Source organism: Marinomonas shanghaiensis (genome assembly GCF_003259175.1).
GTDB classification, from domain to species: Bacteria; Pseudomonadota; Gammaproteobacteria; order Pseudomonadales; family Marinomonadaceae; genus Marinomonas; species Marinomonas shanghaiensis.
In genome coordinates, this window is sequence record NZ_QGOK01000007.1 from 120,442 (window position 1) to 142,001 (window position 21,560).

Here is a 21,560-nt window from a genome sequence, read left to right on the forward strand (position 1 = left end):
CGTCTCCTTAGCGGTCTTTTGGATCAAGCGCATCGCGTAAGCCATCGCCGAGGAAGTTAAAGCAAAACAGCGTCACCACTAAGAACCCCAGCGGCCAAGCTAATTGCCAGATGGCAATCTCCATGTTCTGTGCGCCTTCAGAAATCAACGCGCCCCAGCTGGTCATGGGTTCTTGCACACCAAGTCCTAAGAAGCTGATAAAAGACTCTAGTAAGATCATGTTCGGCACCAATAAGGTCGCGTAAACCACCACGATGCCAAGCACGTTTGGCACAATATGGCGCAAGATGATTTTCGGTGTTGATACGCCGCAAGCGTAAGCCGCTTCAATGTATTCTTTGTTTTTCAGACTCAAGGTCTGACCGCGCACAATACGCGCCATGTCGAGCCAAGAAATCGCGCCAATGGCGACGAAGATCAAGAAAATATGGCGGCCAAATAAGGTCATCAAAATGATCACAAAGAACATGAAAGGAAAAGAGTTTAAAATCTCTAAGAAACGCATCATGACACTGTCAACGCGTCCACCAATGTAACCGGATGCCGCGCCATAAAGCGTACCAATCACAATCGCTACGATACTGCCCATGATGCCCACTAATAGAGAGATTTGCCCACCTTGCATGGTGCGCACAAAAATATCGCGGCCTAACGTGTCAGTACCAAAGTAATGACTGTTTTCAATGTTTGGGCGGCCTAACGTGGAAATGTCGGACAGTGCTTCCCAGTCGATATCGTCGTAATTCCATTGGCTGAACAACGGCCCAAGTAGAGCAATAGCGGTAATAAGCAGCAGAATAATCAAGCTAGACACTGCGGCATGGTTAGAAAAAAAACGACGGCGCGCGTCTTGCCATAAGCTGCGACCTTCGACTTCCACCACTTTTTCGGCGAACTGTTCGACGGCCTGAATTTTATCTTTTGAAGTAATCATAAGGAGGCCTTAGTAGCGAATTTTTGGATCAATAACCGCGTATAAAATATCAACGATGGCATTGAATAGAATCGTCAATGTACCGACTAAAATCGTCACACCCATCACCATGGAGTAGTCTCGATTTAAGGCGCCATTGATAAAGTGCTGACCAATACCGCCGGTACCGAAGTACACATCGACAATAACAGATCCCGTCACAATGCCGACGAAAGCCGGTCCAAGGTAGGAAATAACGGGCAGCATGGCTGGACGCAAGGCGTGTTGGAAAATAATGCGGTATTTCGGCAGACCTTTTGCTCGTGCCGTACGAATAAAATTGGAATGCATGGTTTCGATCATGCTACCGCGCGTAATACGCGCAATCTGCGCAATATAGCTGGTGGACATGGCGATCACAGGCATCACCAGATAAGGCCAGGCACCACCATTCCAACCGCCTGGTGGTAACCATTGGTTGTAGATAGAGAAAAAGAGGATACACAAGGGAGCTAATACAAAATTTGGTAACACGATTCCGAGGTTGGCAAAGCCCATCACACTGTAGTCTAACCATGAATTTTGTCGCAGTGCAGCGATGATACCGCAGCCCACACCAATAATAAGCGCGACCAGAAAAGACCAAATGCCGATTTCTGCTGAGACGGGAAAACTTTGACCAATTAACTCATTGATGGTGAAGTCTTTGTAGCGAAAAGAAGGGCCTAGGTCCCCTTGCAGTAAACCGCCAAGGTAATAAAAGTATTGGTTAATCACGGGCTCGTCTAAATGGTACTTAGCATTAATGTTCGCCAATACTTCTGGTGGCAAAGCGCGTTCGCTTGAGAATGGGCTGCCGGGAGCCGAGTGCATTAAGAAAAAAGAAACCGTAATTAAAATTAATAAGGTTGGAATGGCTTCTAAAATGCGTTTTGCAATAAATGTCAGCATAAAAATTACCGGATTAGTTGTGTTGGGTGACGGACAACACAAACAACCTGTAGGAAGTTCAAGAGATCCCCAGCACCGAAGTGCTGAGGAGGGTTTTCAATACAGAACAACAGCGCCGAATTAGTGCTTGATGATGTACATATCACGCGCATAAACGTTGTCTTCTGGGTTTGGCATGTAACCGCCTAGGTAGCTTTTTACCAAACGTTTTTCGGTGTATTGGTAAATAGGGGCGACCGCCATGTCTTGTTCAATGGCGATGGCTTCCGCCTTGTTATAGTTCTCAGCCGGGTGTTGCATGGTACGAGCTTCGGTTAGCAGCTTGTCGTATTCTGCGTTGCTGTACTTACCGTCGTTGTTACCATGAGTGGTGGTTAGAAGATCCAACATGGTAGAAGCTTCGTTGTAGTCTCCAACCCAGCCAGCACGTGCCACATCAAATTGCTGATGTTTTTTCGATTCTAAGTAGGTTTTCCATTCCTGGTTTTCTAACGTTACGTTTACCCCCAAGGTCTTGTTCCACATAGAGGCGATTGCAATGGCGATTTTTTTATGGTTTTCGTTGGTGTTGTACAGCAAGCTAAAAGACAGTGGGTTGCTTTGCGTGTATCCCGCTTCTTCTAGCAAGGCTTTGGCTTTTTCATTACGTTCTTTTTGTGTCCATGTCGCGTATTCTGGCGTGGCTGGGTTGAAGTCATTGACCACTTCTGGAGTGAAAGAATAGGCTGGTAGCTCGCCGACGCCAGTCACGAACTTGGTGATCACATCGCGATCGATAGCGTAAGACAAGGCTTTACGAACTCGAACATCATTGTAGGGCGCTTTTGTGACGTTGAACTGGTAGTAATAAGTCCCCAATTTTGGTGTCACCACTACTTGATCTGGAATGTCGCGCAGAAGCTGTTTGTAGTGGTCGTTGGGAATTTCATAGCTAAGATCCATTTGACCCGCTTGGAAGCGTTTCAACTCAGCGTTAGGAGATTCAATCGGTAAATAGGTCACCTTGTTGATAATGGTTTTGGCGTCATTCCAATAATGTGTGTTACGGGAAAAGACCATCTTTTCATTTACAATCCACTCGTCCATTTTGTAGGCACCGTTTGATACCATGTGCTCTGGTTTCGTCCAGTCATCGCCCCATTTTTCGACCACTTTTTTCGGTACTGGGAACATGGTTTGATGGGAGGTCATTTTGACAAAATAAGGGACGGGACGCTCAAGTGTCACTTGGAAGGTGTGGTCATCAAGGGCTTTTACGCCAAGCGTGGAAGGATCTGCTTCGCCGGCAATGATTTTAGTGGCATTGACGATCGCTGGTATTTCCATGAACCAAGCGTACGGAGACGCTAAAGCTGGGTCAACGGCACGAGTGAAAGCATAGACAAAATCTTCGGCCGTGACTGGGTCACCGTTAGACCATTTAGCGTCTTTGCGAAGGTGAAACGTATATTGAGTATTGTCAGCGTTAACATCGTAGCTTGTGGCTACGCCTGGTACCTGGTTGCCGTCGCCATCTTGATTATACAAACCCTCAAATAAATCTTTCGAACGAATCGAAGCGGGTGTGCCTTCCATTTTTTGTGGGTCCATGGTCGCAGGTTCGGAGCCACCACCACGAACGAGTTCTTGTTTAGCGGCTAATTCGACACCCGCTGGTACGTCCGCGGCTTGAGCTTGCAAAGCAAAAAGAGAAGTGGCCATGATGGCACTGGCGAGCAATGTTTTTTTCATGTTGATAATGTCCCTTGTAGTTAACTTTTGTGTGCGCTTTTTTTTATATTCAGACGCGATACCTGTACTGGTTCGTATTCGTCTTACGCTTTCATAGTTCACCAATTTACAAAAGGTCACAATCGAAATTGCGTATCAGGTCATGCGTCTAATAAATGTCAGCTTTATTAAAGAGCGATGGAAATGGTGTTGAAGGCTTGAAGGCATTGAAGATTTCATTTAAGAATCGCCAATGTGAAAGGCTTTGTGGAGCCATGAAAGACCTCATGGTATTCTGTGACGTAAAGATGAATGAATTAGAAAGGTATATTGTGATTACACATCCATTTAAAGCCGCTGGGGCTTTTTTAAAAGCGTTTCCCTTGGTGTTTTCGAAAGACCTGAGGTTGTTTATTTTGGCCCCTTTGTTGGCTAACTTTGTTTTAATGGCGCTGATTTACATGGTGGCATTTGGTTATTTTCAAGACCTCTTAAGCTACGCTATGGGATATGTGCCTGAGTGGGTGTCTTTTTTAAATTGGCTGTTTTACATTATTTTTGGCGCCATTATCACCGTGCTGTTGTTTTACAGTTTTTCGGTTGGGGTAAATATCCTAGCGGCGCCATTTATGGCATTTTTGGCCGAAAAGGTGGAAGAAAAAGAGACGGGAAGAGTCTTTGAAGAAACGCTGACGGCGGGCGTAGTTATGGCTATCATTGGTCATAGTTTGCAGCGCGAGTGCCAGAAGATACTGTATTTTTTGCCACGGTTTATTTTATTGTTACTGCTTTCCTTTATTCCTTTGGTTAACGTCATTGCACCTGTGTTGTTGTTACTCTTTTCTGCTTGGATGTTGTCACTGCAATACATGGATTATGCTTTCGATAATAACAAAGTAAAATTTAATGAAATGAGAATGGCATTACGTTCCAAACCCTTATTATGTTGGACGTTTGGCGCAATAGTGATGGTTTCATTGACGATCCCGTTCTTTAATTTATTCGTTATGCCTATTGCGGTGGTTGCGGCCACTTTGTTGTGGATTTCGGTTTTCCGATCGGAGCATGGGGATTTTTCAGCCTTGTTAGATCGCACTAATGGAACTTTGTGATGTCGTTAAAAATTTTGGTAGTAGATGATGCCTCTTTCACTCGTGATCTGATTCGCCGCTCGTTAAAAAAGCAGTTTCCGGCCGTGGAAATTGAAGAAGCGGTGAATGGTCGAAAAGCACAACAGATGCTCAATAAGATTCAGTTTGATATGGTGTTGTGCGACTGGGAAATGCCTGAAATGACAGGTGTTGAGCTGCTTAAATGGTGCCGAGAGCAGCCTAAATACAAAAAAGAAGATGTGCCTTTTGTGATGATCACCAGTCGTGGCGATAAAAGTCATGTGATCGAAGCGGTTCAATCTGGTGTGACGGATTACCTCGGCAAGCCGTTTTCCAGTGAGCAGCTAGCCAACAAAGTCATATCGGCTGCGAAAAAGCACGGTCTTGATAAGAAGCTGATGTCGCAAAAGGCGCGAGAATCTGTCTCGCCCGGTGGCGTGAGCTCGGCATCGTTAGATGTTTTAATGGGCGCGGGGAAAGCCACTCCCGTAAAAGCCACTAAGTTTACCCATCCAGATGCGCCCGTTGTGTCAGTAAAGGACGTCAAAATCCCCACCATGGTTCGCTTTGAAGGCAAACAGTTTCGCTGCATGATCATTCAGTTTAGTAAAACAGAAGCGACCATGTTTATTAAAAGTGATGATGTTGTGCCGCAAGTGCTGGGACAAGCCGTGTTAGATTTGGAGTTTAGTGGCAAGGTAAATCGTCTAAACTACTATGTTCAATCGGTCGCTACGACAGAGAAAAAACATGATTCAACGTTTTTAACCGTGGTATTGAGCTTAATTGATCAAGACAGTGAAAAAGAAACCTTTATTGCTCAGTTGTTTGATAGCTTATGATTTGTCGTTTGTTTGTATAAAATCACGACCTACAAATAACTAATCCCCTGTAGGTCGGCCTTTAGGCCGTCAAAAACCTTATCACACCAAACTAAATCCCTTGGCGCGCTAAAGCACGATCCACAAAACAACAATTTATTCTTGAATGCCCAATGTATTGGATGTATTTGTGCTTTCATCCGTAGGAATAGGCAGCGCAGGAATCGTATCGTTTCGAGTACGATTTGCAGGGAAATGGCACGAAAACGTACTGCCGAAACCTGGTTGGCTGTGAATTTGCAGTTTGGCGTCATGGTGTAATAGCACATGCTTTACAATGGCCAAGCCAAGACCCGTTCCACCCGTTTTTGAGCCTCTTCCCTTATCCACTCGAAAAAAGCGTTCTGTTAGCCTTGGAATGTATCTTGGTTCTATCCCCAGACCGCTGTCTTTGACAGAGAAAACACCGTTAAACTCACTGGATTCCCATTTAATGGCAATGTCACCGCCATCGGGTGAATATTTAATCGCATTGACGATGAGGTTCGAGAAAGCACTGTAGAGTTCTTTGTAGGAGCCATATAAACGCGCATCTTCAGGAATGGCGAGAGACACTGTGTGTTTATCGGTCAAGATGGGCGTAAGGGTTTTTTGGATGGCTTGAACTAAGTCTGAGACTTTATGCCACTGATTTTCTTCACGTTTGTCATTGCTTTCTAAGCGCGACAACAGCAACAAATCTTCAATCAGTTGTTCCATCCGCTCGGATTGTTCAGACATATTCACAATGCCTTTCTGCATGCTTTTTGGCAAGCTGTCCTTAAACATCTCAAGCGTTTCTAAATAGCCTTTAATGACAGTAAGCGGTGTTTTCAACTCATGGGAAGCATTAGCGACAAAGTCTTTGCGCATTTGTTCTAGTAAATGCAGTCGAGTCACATCTCTGACAAAAATGAGGTGATCGTTCTTGTCGTATAAGGTGGTCTGAATTTCTAAGTACATGCCTTCTTTAGCGGGAGACTTTATGACCAATGGTTCGCCAAAGCGTTTTTGGCTGAAGTAACGGAAAAAATCAGGGTTACGGACAATATTGGTAATGGCTTGGCCGCGATCTGTGGGCCTCTGCAAACCAAAAAAATGCGCTGCAGAGTTGTTCCACCATTCTAAGTTACCTTGGTTGTCTGCCATGATAACGCCTTCTTTTAAGGCTGTGGTAGAGCTTTCGATGCGTGTTAAGGCCTGACGCATACGACGTTTGGATTTACGCTGTTTTTTCTGCAAGCGATAGACCGCATCGAAGACTTCTCCCCAAATACCACTTGCCTCTGGTGGCGCTGCTCGGCCTGAATGGCGAAGCCAATCATGAAATTGATACAGCTGATACAGTTGCCAGTATAAAGAGCCTAATACGTATAAGAGCAAAACACCCAACAAGTGCCCAATAATGAGGCCAATGATAATGCTGGCCGTTAAACCAGTAAGCCACGCTATAATGGTGTTTCGCCAAATAGTTTTCATAAAGACCTTTTTGCTGAGAAGCGGTAGCCAGTTCCTCGTACGGTTTGTATCAAGAAATCATGAGTGTTACCAATGGCTTTGCGTAAACGACGTATATGAACATCCACAGTACGTTCTTCAACGTAGACATTTCCGCCCCACACTTGATCCAACAGCTGGGCTCTTGAATAAGCTCGCTCTTGGTGTGTCATGAGGAATTTGAGTAGACGGTATTCAGTTGGTCCCATGTCCAAAGGGCGAGTACCTATGGTAACGCGCTGGCTAATGGGATCAAGCATCAAGCCTTCTATTTCTATTGGCTCATCGACTCCTTGAGGCGTGGCGCGACGCAGTACGGCTTTGAGTCGTGCGACTAATTCTCGAGGAGAGAAGGGTTTGGTGATGTAGTCGTCCGCACCCACTTCTAGGCCTTGAATTTTGTTGTCTTCTTCGCTCTTGGCCGTCAACATAATGACCGGTATTTCGGCCGTTGTGGTGTCTTTTTTTAGGCGCCGAGTCAGTTCAATACCGCTGCCTCCTGGCATCATCCAATCGACTAGGATGAGATCTGGGCGATGATCTACAATGATCTCATGAGCTTGTTGAATGTTTTCCGCTTCCAAATACTCATAGCCCGCCATTTCAAGAGCGATGGCAATCATTTCACGTATGGAAGATTCGTCGTCAATAATTAATACTTTTTTACCGGTCACAGGATTTATCCTCATCTCAGGAACGGTTTCATTAAAGCGAGCAAATGTGACAATTCAATGACATTGTCACAACTTTGCCATATATTACATAAAATAGCTTGCAACGAGACCAATAAAGAGGCAATAACCAATGCGATTATTGTCTAAAAAAGAGCGAAAGCACGCTTGTCGATCACGGTCCTTTGCCTGTCTAAATTGCTGATAAAACAGCCCGACACAAGCAATAAGCGCTACAAAGTATGGCCACTGTAATTCTGCTAATAGGCCAATCCATGTGAGTAACGATAAGGTTAGTCCCTGTAGGCAAATAATGACAAATAAATCGTATTGGCCAAACAATATCGCGGTTGATTTTACCCCAATCTTTAAGTCATCAGGACGGTCTGTCATTGCATAATAGGTATCGTAAGCAATGGTCCAGAAGCAATTTGCCACAAATAGCATCCATAATTGTGGATCGGCTAAGTCTCCGCCCTGAGCACTGTAAGCCATAGGAATGGCCCAAGAAAAGGCTAGCCCTAAAAAAAGCTGAGGCAGATGGGTATATCGTTTCATAAAGGGATACAGTGCAGCAAGCCCCAGCCCTACAAATGACAACAAAATCGTGCGTATGTCAGTAAACAGCACCAACACAAAACTTAAAACGCAGAGTACAGCAAATAAGACTAGGGCTTCTTTTTCTGAGACCCGACCCGATGGTAAAGGGCGAAGTTTCGTCCTATCTACGTGACCGTCGACTTTTCGGTCTGCATAGTCATTAATAACACATCCAGCAGAGCGCATGCTAAACACGCCTAGCACAAAAATGATGATCAAATGCCATTGTGGTACACCGCCGGCGGCTAACCACAAAGCCCATAATGTTGGCCACAATAGTAGCAAAGAGCCTATAGGGCGGTTAAATCGAGTTAAGTCTGCGTAGTCTTTAAGTTTGCTCATAACAATCCAAACGGTGGTTTTAGCTGGTTAATCTCATTAAAAAAAGCTTCATTGACTAATATTCCAGGACCATATTGATGGAATACGGAACGTCTTGCCCACAAGGCATTTTGCTGATCAGGAAACATGCATTTTGGTAACTGTGTGATTTCGATATCACTGCGAATGAGCGATCTGTGTTGAAACAAATAACCGCCTAAAGGTTTATTTTTTAACCGTTTTACCTGCCGCCAATGACCTTGTAAAGACCGAGCGGGAATAATGGAGCGCGCATAGATGACCACATTGCCATCCACTTTCAGTAAAACCGTACGGATTCGAGCGGCTTCTCTGGGGCGTAACTTTAAGCGTTTTTTTTCTCGAGCAGTAGGCGTGCCCCAAACCTCTTCAATGACCTCAACATCCAGCTGGCCAAGACATTGTAGAGCAGCGGTTAGTGATGCGTGAGTGATCAACCATGGCCAGGTTGCTTTAGGAACCTTGGTTTTATTGACACGATGAATAGGGCTCCAACGGTAGTTGAATTGTTGGGCGGCTAATGGGTTCATGATTGTCATAACAAGCTAAGCGTTCATTTTATTGATCAGAGCGACCATTTTATGTAATTCGGTTGAAGACTGATAAACCGTGTCTCGACATGTCTGCGCTTCTTCAAGCGTTAACCCCACTTCGACCAACACAGAAGGCTCGATTTCTTCCTCAGTACGCAGTTGATTAGAAATATAAAGTAATTTGGCCAACAGGGCGTGCTCGCCATAATAATGCGGTTTTTTACTGTAACGGATCGCTGTCCAAATATTGTCTGGTAGGCTCCAATAGCGTAGTAACCAAGATCCCAGTTGCTCTTTGGTAAAGTGTAGGATTTGCATTTCAATAAGCTCTGAAGAAAGGTGAGCATTCGCTTCTTGATAACGGGACAAAATAGAGAAATGCGGCAGTAAAATGGTACTTATGGCTAAATAACCGAAATTATGCAGCAAGCCAGCCAGATAGGCATGGCCTATTTTAGGGCGGTTTTTAGCAGGCATAGCTTTTACCAAGGCTTCCATTAAAACCGCATTGGAAACTGAGCCTAGCCAAAAATCTTCATAGTGGCGTGGGCCATCCTCTGGGGTTTGAAAGCCATTTCCCATAGACAGCCCTAGGGCCAGATTCATCACCATATCAAAGCCTAATACGCGAATAACCGCGTCTTCGACGGATTCTATGTTGCCCGGTGCACCATAGTAAGGTGATGAAGCCCAGCTGATGACTTGAGCTGCCAAGCTTGGGTCTAATGCAATGACCTCGCATAATTCATCCGTTCCTGCCGTATGATCTGTTGAAAGGCGGATAATACGGTGAGATGACGCAGGTAATGGTGGAATTTCGAGAGTTTCTTCTAAACGCTGTTTGAGTCGAATAGATTGAAAACGTCCCAGTGCTTGAAGTATTTGCTCTTCGTCGTTTTCGTGATTTTCCACAGATGGCTTGATGAGCTGATGATGAATAGAGATGTTCTCAAAACGGTTTAATGGGCCAGAAAACATCTCGGCTAATTCCGCAGCACTAATGTCATGATATTGACCATTGCTTTTTGTTTGAATCGAAACCGCAGCCTCTTTTAATAGGCTGGCTTCCAATATTGTTGCCACTGTATTTGGCTTTAGTAAGGGGTCACCTGATTTATGAGCATTGGTGACGGGTTCAAATCGGCGTTTTGTTAAACGTGATATGGCCGAAATATCCAGCATGTGACTGTCAGGGAAAATGACCTGCAGACGACCAGTATGATCCGCTAAATGTACCACACGTAATTTCTGGCTTGTCTGACGGTCTGATGACGGTTCCATACATTTTCTCGGTTAAATGACTGACATAAAAAAGCCCCTATTAGGGGCTTTTGTCAATATAACAGATTTTAACGCTTTCGTTCTGTCTAGTGATTCAAAATTTGACTTAAGAACATTTGCGTACGGTCGTGCTGAGGATTATCAAAGAATTCGTGAGGCTTATTCGCTTCGACAATTTCTCCCGCATCCATGAAGACCACTCGGTCAGCAACGGTTTTTGCAAACCCCATTTCGTGCGTTACACACACCATGGTCATGCCTTCTTCGGCTAACTGAATCATAACGTCCAATACTTCCTTGATCATTTCTGGGTCAAGGGCGGATGTTGGCTCATCAAACAACATGATGCGTGGTTGCATACAAAGACCGCGAGCAATCGCCACGCGCTGCTGTTGTCCACCAGAGAGTTGGCCTGGGTATTTCAATGCTTGGTTAGCGATTTTTACCCGCTCCAAATAATGCATTGCCATTTCTTCCGCTTCTTTTTTAGGTGTTTTGCGAACCCAAATTGGCGCTAAGGTCAGGTTTTCCAAAATGGATAAGTGTGGAAACAAGTTAAAGTGTTGGAAAACCATGCCAACATCTTTGCGAATGGCTTCGATGTTTTTTAGGTTATCGTTCATTTCAACGCCATCGACAGAGATAATCCCTTTTTGGTGTTCTTCTAGACGGTTGATGCAACGAGTCATGGTTGACTTGCCCGAACCAGAAGGACCACACACAACGATGCGTTCCCCTTTCTTAATACTAAAGTTGATGTTTTTGAGTACGTGAAAATCACCGTACCATTTATTTACATCGATAAATTCGATGATTGCTTCTTCGCCCGGCTCAAGTTGGGCGAGTGCCATATTTCTATCTGTCATTGTAAAGGCCTCAAATTCTTAACTAATTCCGCTTGTGTCCGGTCTCTAACTTGCGTTCGATTGCCATACTGTAACGTGACATACCAAAGCAGATAATCCAATAAACAAAACCAGCGAAGGCATAGCCTTCCACCGTTGTTCCTAACCAGTTTGCGTCGTGGTTAGCGGCTTGGATGCGTCCTAATAAATCAAACATACCGACGATATACACTAGAGTCGTATCTTTGAACAAACCGATAAAGGTGTTAACGATACCAGGTATGACGAGTTTCAGAGCCTGTGGCAATATGACAAGAATCATTGATTGCCAATACGTCAATCCCATCGCATCGGCTGCTTCGTATTGCCCCTTCGGAATCGCTTGTAAGCCACCACGAATAACTTCTGCCATGTAAGCGGCAGAAAATAAGGTAATACCGATCAAAACGCGCATTAACTTATTAAAATTCATCCCATCTGGTAAGAACAGTGGGATCATGACTGATGCCATGAAAAGAATTGTAATGAGTGGTACAGCACGAATGGTCTCAATAAACACGACACAAACAGACTTTGCCACTGGCATGTCTGAACGACGGCCAAGCGCAAGCAGTACACCAAGTGGAAATGAGGCGACAATACCCACCACACCCAACAGCGTCGTTAAAAACAATCCACCCCAAAGAGACGTTTCTACCACGGTTAAACCGAATACGCCGCCAGCAAACAAAAAGTAAGCCACAACAGGGTAAACAAGGATAATCGCCAAAGAAAGGTACAGTTTATTGATGGTTTTTATCGCAAAGGCACCTACCAATAAAACCAGAAGAATCAAAGATAAATTGATGCGCCATGTTTCTTCAGATGGGTACAAGCCATACATAAACTGTTCAAAATACACTCCGATGAAAGCCCAGCAGGCTCCACCGCCCGTACATGCGGCTTTAGAGTCACCTGAAAAAGTCGCATTAATTAAGCCCCATTCGATTATTGGTGGCACGAGCAAATACAAAACATAGAGACTGAATAACGTCAAAAAAACGTTAAGCGGCGACGACAATAGATTTTGGCGTAGCCATGCCAAGGCACCCACAGAGTTAACTGGTGGTGGCAGGCTGGGTGATGGTTTAAATTCAATAGCCATGATCTGCCTCCTAGCGCTCAATTAATGACATTTTTTTGTTATACCAGTTCATGAACATTGAAATTGTTAAACTCAATGAACCGTAAACCAACATACATAAACCAATGGTTTCAATCGCTTGACCAGTTTGGTTCAAGGTTGTTCCCATCACCACGGACACGAGCTCAGGGTAAGCAATGGCTGCCCCTAACGACGAGTTCTTCGCTAGGTTGAGATATTGGCTGGTGAGCGGTGGGATAATCACTCGTAGCGCTTGCGGTAAAACAATCAAGCGTTGCGTTAGGCTATCTCGTAGACCCAGTGAGCGTGCTGCTTCTGTTTGTCCCCAGTTAACCGACAAAATGCCCGCACGGACGATTTCAGCGATAAAGGCACCTGTATAGGTTGATAGTGCGATCAGCACCGCAACAAACTCGGGTGGAAGTACCATGCCACCACTGACGTTGAAACGGCTCTTTTGTGGGATATCAAACTCAATAGGGAAACCGGAAACGATCAAGGCTAAAAACGTAATAGCGATAATCAGACCAAGGGATGACCAATAAGCAGGAAACCACAACCCTGTTTTAGTTTGACGTTTTTTAGCCCAGACCACCAAAGCGATAGACGCAATAATAGACAAAATAAAACCAGCCACCACCACACCAAAACCGTCTTGAAAAATAGGGTTAGGGGAGTAGATACCTCGTTTATTGAGTAGAAAATCGGCAAGCTCATAGCTGTCTCCTGGCGCAGGTAAAGCGGCGAGAACCGCAAAATACCAGAAAAACATTTGCAGGAGTAATGGCAAATTACGCAATGTCTCAACATAAACGGTTGCCAGTCTTGCCACTAGCCAGTTGTTGGACAAACGAGCAAGGCCGACGATGACACCAATTATGGTCGCCAGTACGATACCGATTAGAGAAATAACAAAGGTATTGATTAACGCGACAGCGAAGGCGCGTCCATACGTGCCAGAATCTGTATACTCGATTAGGTGGATCAGAATTGGAAAACCAGCGGGTTCATTAAAAAAGGCGAAACCAGTCGATATTCCTCGGTTGTCTAGGTTGTTTTGCAGGTTGGTAAAAAGAAAATAACCCACAAAAACCACAATGCTTAGAAGCAATATTTGAAAAATGAGGGCACGAGTCCCCGCGTCATTCAACATGCTATTATTAGGTTTTGTATTATTGCTCATCTTAATTCAGGCAAATGAAATGCTCGTCAGATGTGTAAGAAAGGGGGGAGAAACCCAGCGACAGTCTAGTCGCTGGGTAAATACCCGAAGCGGATTGCTTTTAGGTATTAACGTACTGGTGGCGCGTACATTACACCGCCTTCAGTCCATAGATTATTGATACCACGAGGAAGACCTACTGGTGTAGATGGACCAACGTTACGCTCAAAGACTTCACCGTAGTTACCGACTTTAGCGATGATGTCATATGCCCAGCTAGCAGGTAGACCAAGTTGCGCACCCATATCGCCTTCAGCACCTAGCAAACGTTTGATTTCAGGGTCAATCGTTTCGGTTTTGATCTTTTCAACGTTTTTAGAAGAAATGCCCATTTCTTCCGCGTTTACTTGAACAAACATTGCCCAAGTCACGATGTCTTTCCACTGGTTGTCACCATGGCGAACCACTGGACCTAGAGGCTCTTTAGAAATCGTTTCTGGAAGAATAATGTGTGCACTTGGATCCGCTAGTTTAGAGCGGTGTGCCGCTAGACCAGATTTGTCTGTTGTGAAGACATCACAACGGCCAGATGAATAAGCAGACAATGCTTCATCGGCTTTTTGCACGACAACTGGCACATAAGACAATTTGTTTTTACGGAAGAAATCCGCCATGTTCAATTCTGTGGTGGTACCTTGCTCAGTACAAACCGTTGCACCATCAAGATCTTTCGCTGATTCAACACCTAGGTCCTTACGAACCATAAAGCCTTGACCGTCATAGAAGTTAACCGCTGTGAAGTCTAGACCCAAAGACGCATCACGAGTGTAAGTCCAAGTGGTGTTACGAGCTAGAATATCGATCTCGCCAGATTGTAACGCAGTGAAACGCTCTTTAGCTGAAAGCGGTGTGAATTTTACTTTCTGAGCATCGCCGAAAATAGCGGCGGCTGTTGCACGACAAGCGTCAACGTCAATACCAGACCAATCACCGTTTGAATCCGCATTAGAAAAACCAGGTACACCTTGGCTAACGCCACATTGAACAAAACCTTTTGCTTTGACATCGTCAAGCGTTGCTGCTGCTGCGCCAGTACTGATTGTAGCGGCGATTGCGGCTGTAGACAGTAGTTTACCAACATTCGATTTCATTATATTGAGCCTCCCAGGCGGTTGTTTTATATATGTTGTTATCTAGATCTTACTAACTTCTTAATGTCAGATTCTGCAATCTGCGAATTACTATTCATTAGCCATTCAATTAAAATACAAGCAAGCTTAGTGCCAACATTTAATTATTCTTGTTGTTAGGTATATGTAGATGATTCCTCTAAAAGATCATCACATTCCCCTATAGAATTACTCTTTTAAGGAGGAGTCAAGGATAAAATGTCAGAAAAGGGGTGTGTGATACTTGTTTTTTGCACTTTTTAGCGATTTCGGCTGTCGTCTCTCCGTTTGTTTGGTTGAGCAGTTACCTTAATTAAATGCAGTAAAAACAAGGCTCTGTCATTAAATGTTGGTTTTTTTTCGCACAAATATAGGGCGAGACACGGAAGTCGTGAATCTTTTTTGTGCTAGATGAAATTTTTGCATCATTTTGGTGCCATTCTGAGATTTTCTGTGCTTAATTTGAATACCCATAGACAATATAATGAATAAAGCACTTTCCATAATCTGTAATCTGCGTGGTAGACTTAGAAAACGTATTTTTTACTTTCCTTTAACTATCAATTAAGTCATGTAAAGGAGATCCACATCAGATGGATAACTCAGCAAAACCGCTTGACCGTTTAGATAAAAAAATTCTTCGAGAATTACAGATTAATGGTCGTTTATCGAATGTGGAGTTGGCGAGTCGAGTAGGGCTCAGTGCGACACCGTGTTTGGAGCGGGTGCGTCGTTTGGAACGTAATGGTTATATTACGGGCTACTGCGCTTTGGTCAATCCCAAAAAAGTAGATGCGGGTTTGCTTGTCTTTGTTGAAATTCGTTTGAAGACCACGTCTCCAGAAGGGTTTAATGAATTTAAAGCGGCGGTGACTGAAATCCCCGAAATTTTGGAATGTCATCTTATTGCTGGTGACTTCGAATACCTTCTAAAAGCGCGAGTGTCGAATATGGACTCTTATCGTCTTTTACTGGGTGAAACCTTGTTGACCTTGCCACATGTACGAGAATCACGCACTTATGTGGCCATGGAAGAAGTGAAAAATACTACGGTTGTTAGTATTCCCTAGAGAAATAAACGCTGATTGTCTCGGCCGACATTAGCGTGTTAATTCGCTGACTATCTTTTTTAACATGACTGGTCCAACGCCTTTTATGTTGAGCACGGCTTTTTCTGAATGGAAGGGCCGTTCTGCCACGAGTTTTTCAAGTACTTTCTTCGGCACACCTTTCACGTTTAAAAGCTTGTCCACTTTTGATTTATTGATGGCGAGATAGCCATCTGAGCAGCCAATGTTTTTTTTTATACGATCGACCTGTTCTGGTGTTTTGGGTGTGGGCGCTTGTACATCTTCTTGTTTGTTGACGGTATCTGCAGTGTCAAACGCAGAACTGGTGCTCTGATAAGGATTTTCAAAATAGACAGAGTCACACAGAGAATAAGCGACTCCATTCCACTCACTTAGTTGTAAGGCTAATACCCAAGAGCCAACCGGAGGTTGTTGAAAAATCAGGTCATAATAGCAATCACCGAGAAAGTGCTGCCCCTTGATTTCACCAATTGTCGTTGAAGCAAGCACGGTAGGTGCGGTTCCATCATCTGAGCCTTTCGGAAAGGCGCTCAACTGTAAACATAAAGTGCCACTGAGGTTTTCATCTGATCTATTGTTTTCAATACGATGAACAAAAATAAGAATACGGTCATTTTCAATTCGGTAGCCACATCCTTGTAGGGCGAGATTCGTGTCTTGAGGGGCGTGATTCAAAGAGTCCATGTTCTTTCCTTCTGGCGAACCGATTAAGTGACAAAATACTAAGATCAACTTTATGCCGAGCTGTTGGCGTTGCGTAATTTTTGATTAAATTTTATTCAGGTGCAAGCAAATACCGTTGTCTTGTCTATTTATATCAGGTTTTATCTGTCATTGCTGTCGCTGGACAAGACGTAATGAAGAGAAAAAACACGAGGACAGAGTAGAGCCTAGACATTTAAGTACTGATCATGATTGGGCAACCATCGTGATAGCAGAGGGGAAATAGCTTCCGGATACCGACTGTGCAGCAATACGGCGGCTTTTTGGACGTTATCCAGCAAGCCTTTATCGCGCTGTAAGTCTGCGACTTTGAATTCCCAAAGGCCCGTTTGCCTCGTACCGAGTAGCTCTCCTGGGCCGCGTAGCTCAAGGTCTTTCTCAGCAATTTTAAAACCGTCGCTGGTTTCACGCATGGTGGAAAGTCGTTCTTTACCTTGTTGCCCTAGTGGCGCTTTGTACAATAATACGCAGTGGCTAGCCGTCTGACCTCGACCCACGCGTCCGCGCAGCTGATGGAGCTGTGCAAGACCCAGTCGCTCTGGATTTTCGATGACCATTAGGCTGGAGTTTGGGACATCAACACCCACCTCAATCACCGTAGTGGCAACCAGTAGTTGAATTTCACCCGCTTTGAATTTCGCCATAATGTCCGCTTTCTCTTGGGCTTTTAAACGCCCATGAACTAAGCCAATACGAAGCCCGCCAAGCTGTTCTTGCAACAAGATGGCGGTGTCTTCTGCGGCTTGGCATTGCAACGCCTCGGACTCTTCAATCAAGGTACAAACCCAATAAGCCTGCTTGCCTTCCTCGCAGGCGCTTTTCACACGATCAATTACTTCTTGTCGGCGCTGATCCGATACCACAATCGTATTTACCGGAGTACGCCCCGGCGGTAGCTCGTCAATGATGGAGCAATCCAAATCAGCATACGCCGACATAGCTAAGGTTCGGGGAATCGGCGTTGCCGTCATGATGAGCTGATGAGGCTGGAAGCCATGCTTCATGCCTTTTTCACGCAACGCCATGCGCTGATGTACGCCAAAGCGATGCTGTTCGTCGATAATCGCCAAGGCTAAGCGATCAAACTCTACGGTATCCTGAAATAAGGCGTGTGTTCCAACAATGATCTGAGCCTGTCCAGAAGCGATATCAATGAGCTCTTTCTCACGGGCTTTGCCTTTGAGCTTGCCGATCATCCACGCCACCTTAAGCCCAAGCGGCTCAAACCATTGGGTGAAGTTGATATAGTGTTGTTCGGCTAAAATTTCGGTTGGCGCCATGATGGCAACCTGATAGCCCGCTTGTACAACTGACGCTGCTGCCAGTGCTGCTACCAAGGTTTTTCCTGACCCTACATCGCCCTGAACCAAACGCAGCATGGGATGGCCTGAGCCGAGATCCTTAAGGATTTCTTGAAAGACCCGTTGCTGCGCATGGGTGGGTGAAAAGGGCAACTGTTGCAAGAGTTGTTGGCTTAACTCACCCGCGGAGGGTACTTTAATCGCAACATCTTGTTTGGCTTTCATGCGTTTGCCGATCAGAGAAAGCTGATGCGCCATGAGCTCTTCAAAAGATAAACGGTATTGTGCTGGATGGGAGCCTGTTTTCAGCAGCTCAAGATTGGCTTCTCTTGAGGGGTGGTGCAGAAATCGAATGGCATCAACCAATGGCGGTAGGCGGAATTGAGAGCGTATCTCGTCAGGCAGCCATTCTTGCAAATTATAGGGCGTTAAACGCTCCAAAGCTTGCTCGCAAAGTTGACGAATTTTCGTTTGTGTTAAACCGTCAGTCAGTGGGTAAATCGGTGTCAGTTGTGCGGTTTCTTCTTGAGTGTCTTCTTCCCCAATGATCTTATATTCAGGATGATAGATTTCAAATCCTGTGCTGCCCCGGCGAATTTCACCAAAGCAACGTACTCGTTTACCCGACTCTAGCTGTTTTTTTTGTGCGGCGGAAAAGTGAAAGAAACGTAGGCATAGGGTACCAGTATGATCTTTGATACGACACAGCAAGCTACGACGTTTGCCCATTTTGATTTCCGCGCCCGTGACTTGGCCTTCGATAACGGCTTCGTCACCAAAACGCAGCTGTCCTATTGGCACCACGCGTGTTCTGTCTTGATAGCGAATAGGCAAGTGAAACAACAGATCTTGTACTGTGTTCAAATGCAGCTTAGCCAGTTTTTCTGCCATCGCATCGCCAACGCCCTTTAGCTCACGAACGTCCTGAGTGTCTAATCCATCGATCATGCCTAGTCTCTGTCAATCCAATCTGTCAATCCAATCTGTCTATCAATCTAATGTTCTACGCATCCATTGCATTACAAGTCCAGCTGTTTACAAGCATCGCGAATAGACTGGCTAACGGCTTCGATGGCTTTAGGGCGCGGGAAGCTCGCTCGCCATGCTAATGCCACAGTGCGTTTTGGCGCGGGTGCGGTAAAAGGTCTTACCTCAAGCATGTCATGATTAATGTTCATGGCCGCCGATTTTGGCAGCACGGTGACGCCTAAGCCTGAAGCCACCATATAGCGAATGGTTTCCAGTGAGCTGCCATTCACGATAGTGCGACCGTCGCCAAATTCACTTTCGTTAACCAAGGGACATGCTTCAAGCACTTGCTCGCTAAAGCAATGTCCCTTGCCGAGCAGTAATAGGTTGTCGGTCGACAGCTGATCTGTGTCTATGCTGGTTAATCTGGTCCATGGATGTGACTTTGGCATCAGCACCATGAACTCTTCTTCGTAAATAGGCTGTGTCACCACGTCCGGTTCACGAAAAGGCAGTGCCACGATAATGGCATCCAATTCACCATTGCGTAGTTTAGGGCGCAAGTTTTCCGTGAGGTCCTCTTCGATGATCAACGGCATGCCAGAGGTGATTTTGTGCAAAGACGGAATCATAAAAGGAAACAAGTAAGGGGCAATGGTAAAAATAGCACCGACTTTGAGAGGGCCTTTTAGTTGGTTTTTCCCCGAAGAGGCCAGTTCTTTGATGGTATTGGCTTGGTCCAGTACACGTTTCGCTTGGGTAATAATTTGCTCCCCGAGCGGTGTGACGTAGACCGAACTTTTGCTGCGCTCAAAAATCGCCACGCCTAGTTCGTCTTCCAGCTTTTTGACGGCGACACTGAGAGTCGGCTGCGACACATGGCAATCCAGTGCTGCTTGGCCAAAATGTTTTTTTTCTGCCAGCATTACAATGTATTTCAGTTCCGTTAATGTCATAACACACCTTTTGCTTAAGCTGTTTCATTGTTAATAACTATGATAATACATATTTTGATAAAGTATACTCGTTACTTTTTTGTTACTGAGTGTTTCTTCCTTGTTATATCTGTCACTATTTCGCGTAGTATTGCGGCAAAGGTCTTATAAGGCTCAGGGTTTACGTGGTGTGGAGAAGGTGAATGGCAAAGGTACTGATTGCAGGTTGCGGTGATTTAGGTTCTGGTTTGGCCGCTGAATTGGTTAAAAACGGTCATCAGGTGACGGGAATTCGTCGCACAAAAAACCAGTTTCCAGAAGGCGTAGAGGGAATAACGGGTAACTTGCTTGATATGACAGACGACCTGTTACCGGACGTGGAGGTGGCGTTTCTGATCATGACACCCAATGGCCGCGATGAAAACGCGTATCGTGCGGCTTATTTTGAGACCGCTCAGGTATTGATTCGTCGTTACAAAAAGATGGCGACCTTGCCTCAGGTGTTTTTTGTATCAAGCACCAGCGTATATGGACAAAATCAAGGTGAGTGGGTTGATGAAACAACGCCCGCGATTCCGGCATCGGCGACGGCAAAAATCTTACTCGAAACCGAGCAAGCGCTTGCGGCAGTATTTCCCAGTGTGACCGTGCGTTGTTCCGGTATTTATGGTCCGGGGCGTTTTCGATTATTAGAGACGGTATTAAGTGGAAAGGATTGGGAGGCTAACAGTTGGACCAACCGTATTCATCGGGACGACGTTGTGTCAGCTCTAGTAACATTAGCCAACATCGCGTTTGAGGGGAAAGACTTACCTAAACAGGTGATTGTGACCGATCAAACACCGGTGTCCATGTGGGAGGTAAAGCTGTGGTTGGCAACGTGTCTTGGTGCTAACGTCTCGATAAGTGGCGATGGAGGCTTTGTTCCCACTTCAGGTAAGCGCATTCAAGGCCAATACTTGATGTCCCAAGGTTGGGTGCCACGTTATCCGAGTTACGTGGCCGGCTATCATGCGTTATTGCGTGAGTTTAATGCGACGCGCGGGTGATACGTAAGTCGGTGTAGTGCGTTAATCCTTTGTAACAAGTCACTCCCGCTCAGGAGGCTGTCTCTAAACGACTTTCGTCGATCTTGTAGTTCCGTGCTTTAGCGCGTCAAGAGTTTTGGTTTGGTGTGATCAGATTTTTGACGGCCTAAAGGCCGACCTACAGGGGATTGGGGTTTTGTAGGCCGCAGCTTTAGCCCAACAAAACGTGATTTGTCGGGCTAGGTTTTTGTCTGCATACTTTTTAAGGGTAAAGCGCGGTCGACAGGAGAGTCGGCGTTTTTATGGGTTTGAAGAGATTAGTCTTCCAACACCATGATACCTTCGATTTCTACTTGAACGCCTTTTGGTAAAGCACGAACACCCATCGCAGCGCGAGCAGGGTAAGGCTGTTTGACGAACTTCATCATCACTTCGTTTACGGTAGCGAAGTTGCTCAAATCCGTCATAAAGATATTGAATTTTACCACGTTCTCAAGAGAGCCTCCTGCCGCTTCGCAAACCGCTTGTAAGTTTTTAAACACTTGAGTGGTTTGTTCAACGATGTCTTCGCTGATCACTTCCATGGTTTCAGGTACCAAAGGGATTTGACCAGACAAATACACGGTATTACCAGCACGAACGGCTTGTGAATAAGGACCGATGGCCGCGGGTGCATTTTCAGTGTGAATGACTTGTTTTGACATA

General features: G+C 45.2%; 20 protein-coding genes. 4 read left to right on the forward strand and 16 right to left on the reverse strand.

Annotated elements, in window-relative coordinates; all coding sequences use genetic code 11:
- Positions 1-7 precede the first annotated feature (7 nt).
- The 3 genes from oppC to DKT73_RS07510 all read right to left on the reverse strand — a co-directional run bounded on the left by oppC (position 8) and on the right by DKT73_RS07510 (position 3,595).
- Positions 8-934, reverse strand: a complete 927-nt coding sequence (oppC, locus tag DKT73_RS07500; protein ID WP_111637943.1) for an oligopeptide ABC transporter permease OppC — start codon at positions 932-934, stop codon at positions 8-10.
- 9 nt (positions 935-943) lie between these two features.
- Positions 944-1,864 (reverse strand): oligopeptide ABC transporter permease OppB, encoded by a 921-nt coding sequence (gene oppB / locus DKT73_RS07505; protein WP_111637944.1) that lies wholly within the window; start codon positions 1,862-1,864, stop codon positions 944-946.
- Between the two features lie 120 nt (positions 1,865-1,984).
- Positions 1,985-3,595, reverse strand: a complete 1,611-nt coding sequence (locus DKT73_RS07510) for a peptide ABC transporter substrate-binding protein (RefSeq protein WP_111637945.1) — start codon at positions 3,593-3,595, stop codon at positions 1,985-1,987.
- Between the two features lie 155 nt (positions 3,596-3,750).
- On the opposite strand from DKT73_RS07510, the gene cysZ reads away from it, so the two are divergent.
- Both cysZ and DKT73_RS07520 read left to right on the forward strand, forming a co-directional pair.
- Positions 3,751-4,686, forward strand: coding sequence for a sulfate transporter CysZ (gene cysZ / locus DKT73_RS07515; RefSeq protein WP_232827811.1), 936 nt, complete (start codon positions 3,751-3,753; stop codon positions 4,684-4,686).
- Complete coding sequence (locus tag DKT73_RS07520) at positions 4,686-5,528, forward strand: response regulator (RefSeq protein WP_111637946.1); 843 nt, start codon at positions 4,686-4,688, stop codon at positions 5,526-5,528. Before cysZ ends, DKT73_RS07520 begins: the two co-directional genes overlap by 1 nt.
- Positions 5,529-5,663: 135 nt before the next feature.
- On the opposite strand, the gene phoR is transcribed toward DKT73_RS07520, so the two are convergent.
- The 9 genes from phoR to DKT73_RS07565 form a co-directional block, all read right to left on the reverse strand.
- Positions 5,664-7,025, reverse strand: coding sequence for a phosphate regulon sensor histidine kinase PhoR (gene phoR, locus DKT73_RS07525; RefSeq protein ID WP_111637947.1), 1,362 nt, complete (start codon positions 7,023-7,025; stop codon positions 5,664-5,666).
- Positions 7,022-7,717, reverse strand: coding sequence for a phosphate regulon transcriptional regulator PhoB (phoB, locus tag DKT73_RS07530; RefSeq protein WP_111637948.1), 696 nt, complete (start codon positions 7,715-7,717; stop codon positions 7,022-7,024). The genes phoR and phoB overlap by 4 nt, the downstream gene beginning before the upstream one ends.
- Before the next feature lie 84 nt (positions 7,718-7,801).
- Positions 7,802-8,656, reverse strand: a complete 855-nt coding sequence (gene ubiA / locus DKT73_RS07535; RefSeq protein WP_111637949.1) for a 4-hydroxybenzoate octaprenyltransferase — start codon at positions 8,654-8,656, stop codon at positions 7,802-7,804.
- Positions 8,653-9,213, reverse strand: a complete 561-nt coding sequence (locus DKT73_RS07540; protein ID WP_111637950.1) for a chorismate--pyruvate lyase family protein — start codon at positions 9,211-9,213, stop codon at positions 8,653-8,655. The genes ubiA and DKT73_RS07540 overlap by 4 nt, the downstream gene beginning before the upstream one ends.
- A gap of 6 nt (positions 9,214-9,219) precedes the next feature.
- Complete coding sequence (locus tag DKT73_RS07545; protein ID WP_111637951.1) at positions 9,220-10,488, reverse strand: HDOD domain-containing protein; 1,269 nt, start codon at positions 10,486-10,488, stop codon at positions 9,220-9,222.
- Positions 10,489-10,574: 86 nt separating this feature from the next.
- The gene (locus tag DKT73_RS07550; protein WP_111605872.1) at positions 10,575-11,354 is read right to left on the reverse strand and encodes an amino acid ABC transporter ATP-binding protein; all 780 of its coding nucleotides are present in this window, start codon (positions 11,352-11,354) and stop codon (positions 10,575-10,577) included.
- Between the two features lie 22 nt (positions 11,355-11,376).
- Positions 11,377-12,477 carry an amino acid ABC transporter permease gene (locus DKT73_RS07555; RefSeq protein ID WP_111637952.1) on the reverse strand — a complete coding sequence of 367 codons (1,101 nt, stop codon included), beginning with the start codon at positions 12,475-12,477 and terminating at the stop codon, positions 11,377-11,379.
- Between the two features lie 10 nt (positions 12,478-12,487).
- The gene (locus DKT73_RS07560) at positions 12,488-13,660 is read right to left on the reverse strand and encodes an amino acid ABC transporter permease (protein WP_111637953.1); all 1,173 of its coding nucleotides are present in this window, start codon (positions 13,658-13,660) and stop codon (positions 12,488-12,490) included.
- 107 nt (positions 13,661-13,767) lie between these two features.
- The gene (locus DKT73_RS07565; RefSeq protein ID WP_111637954.1) at positions 13,768-14,790 is read right to left on the reverse strand and encodes an amino acid ABC transporter substrate-binding protein; all 1,023 of its coding nucleotides are present in this window, start codon (positions 14,788-14,790) and stop codon (positions 13,768-13,770) included.
- Between the two features lie 611 nt (positions 14,791-15,401).
- On the opposite strand from DKT73_RS07565, the gene lrp reads away from it, so the two are divergent.
- Complete coding sequence (lrp, locus tag DKT73_RS07570) at positions 15,402-15,878, forward strand: leucine-responsive transcriptional regulator Lrp (RefSeq protein ID WP_111637955.1); 477 nt, start codon at positions 15,402-15,404, stop codon at positions 15,876-15,878.
- Between the two features lie 30 nt (positions 15,879-15,908).
- Here the strand turns inward: lrp and DKT73_RS07575 are convergent, their stop codons facing one another.
- The 3 genes from DKT73_RS07575 to DKT73_RS07585 all read right to left on the reverse strand — a co-directional run bounded on the left by DKT73_RS07575 (position 15,909) and on the right by DKT73_RS07585 (position 19,848).
- Complete coding sequence (locus DKT73_RS07575) at positions 15,909-16,583, reverse strand: ComEA family DNA-binding protein (RefSeq protein ID WP_111637956.1); 675 nt, start codon at positions 16,581-16,583, stop codon at positions 15,909-15,911.
- 206 nt (positions 16,584-16,789) lie between these two features.
- On the reverse strand, positions 16,790-18,871 hold the full coding sequence (recG, locus tag DKT73_RS07580) for an ATP-dependent DNA helicase RecG (RefSeq protein WP_111637957.1): 2,082 nt from the start codon (positions 18,869-18,871) through the stop codon (positions 16,790-16,792).
- A 71-nt stretch (positions 18,872-18,942) separates the two neighbouring features.
- A complete protein-coding gene (locus DKT73_RS07585) occupies positions 18,943-19,848 on the reverse strand; it encodes a hydrogen peroxide-inducible genes activator (RefSeq protein WP_111637958.1) in 906 nt (301 codons plus the stop codon).
- Positions 19,849-20,030: 182 nt separating this feature from the next.
- Between DKT73_RS07585 and DKT73_RS07590 the strand changes: the two genes are divergently transcribed.
- Positions 20,031-20,876, forward strand: a complete 846-nt coding sequence (locus DKT73_RS07590) for an NAD-dependent epimerase/dehydratase family protein (RefSeq protein WP_111637959.1) — start codon at positions 20,031-20,033, stop codon at positions 20,874-20,876.
- A gap of 296 nt (positions 20,877-21,172) precedes the next feature.
- Here DKT73_RS07590 and DKT73_RS07595 read toward each other — a convergent pair whose 3' ends face one another.
- On the reverse strand, positions 21,173-21,559 hold the full coding sequence (locus DKT73_RS07595) for a deaminase RidA (protein WP_111637960.1): 387 nt from the start codon (positions 21,557-21,559) through the stop codon (positions 21,173-21,175).
- Position 21,560 lies beyond the last annotated feature (1 nt).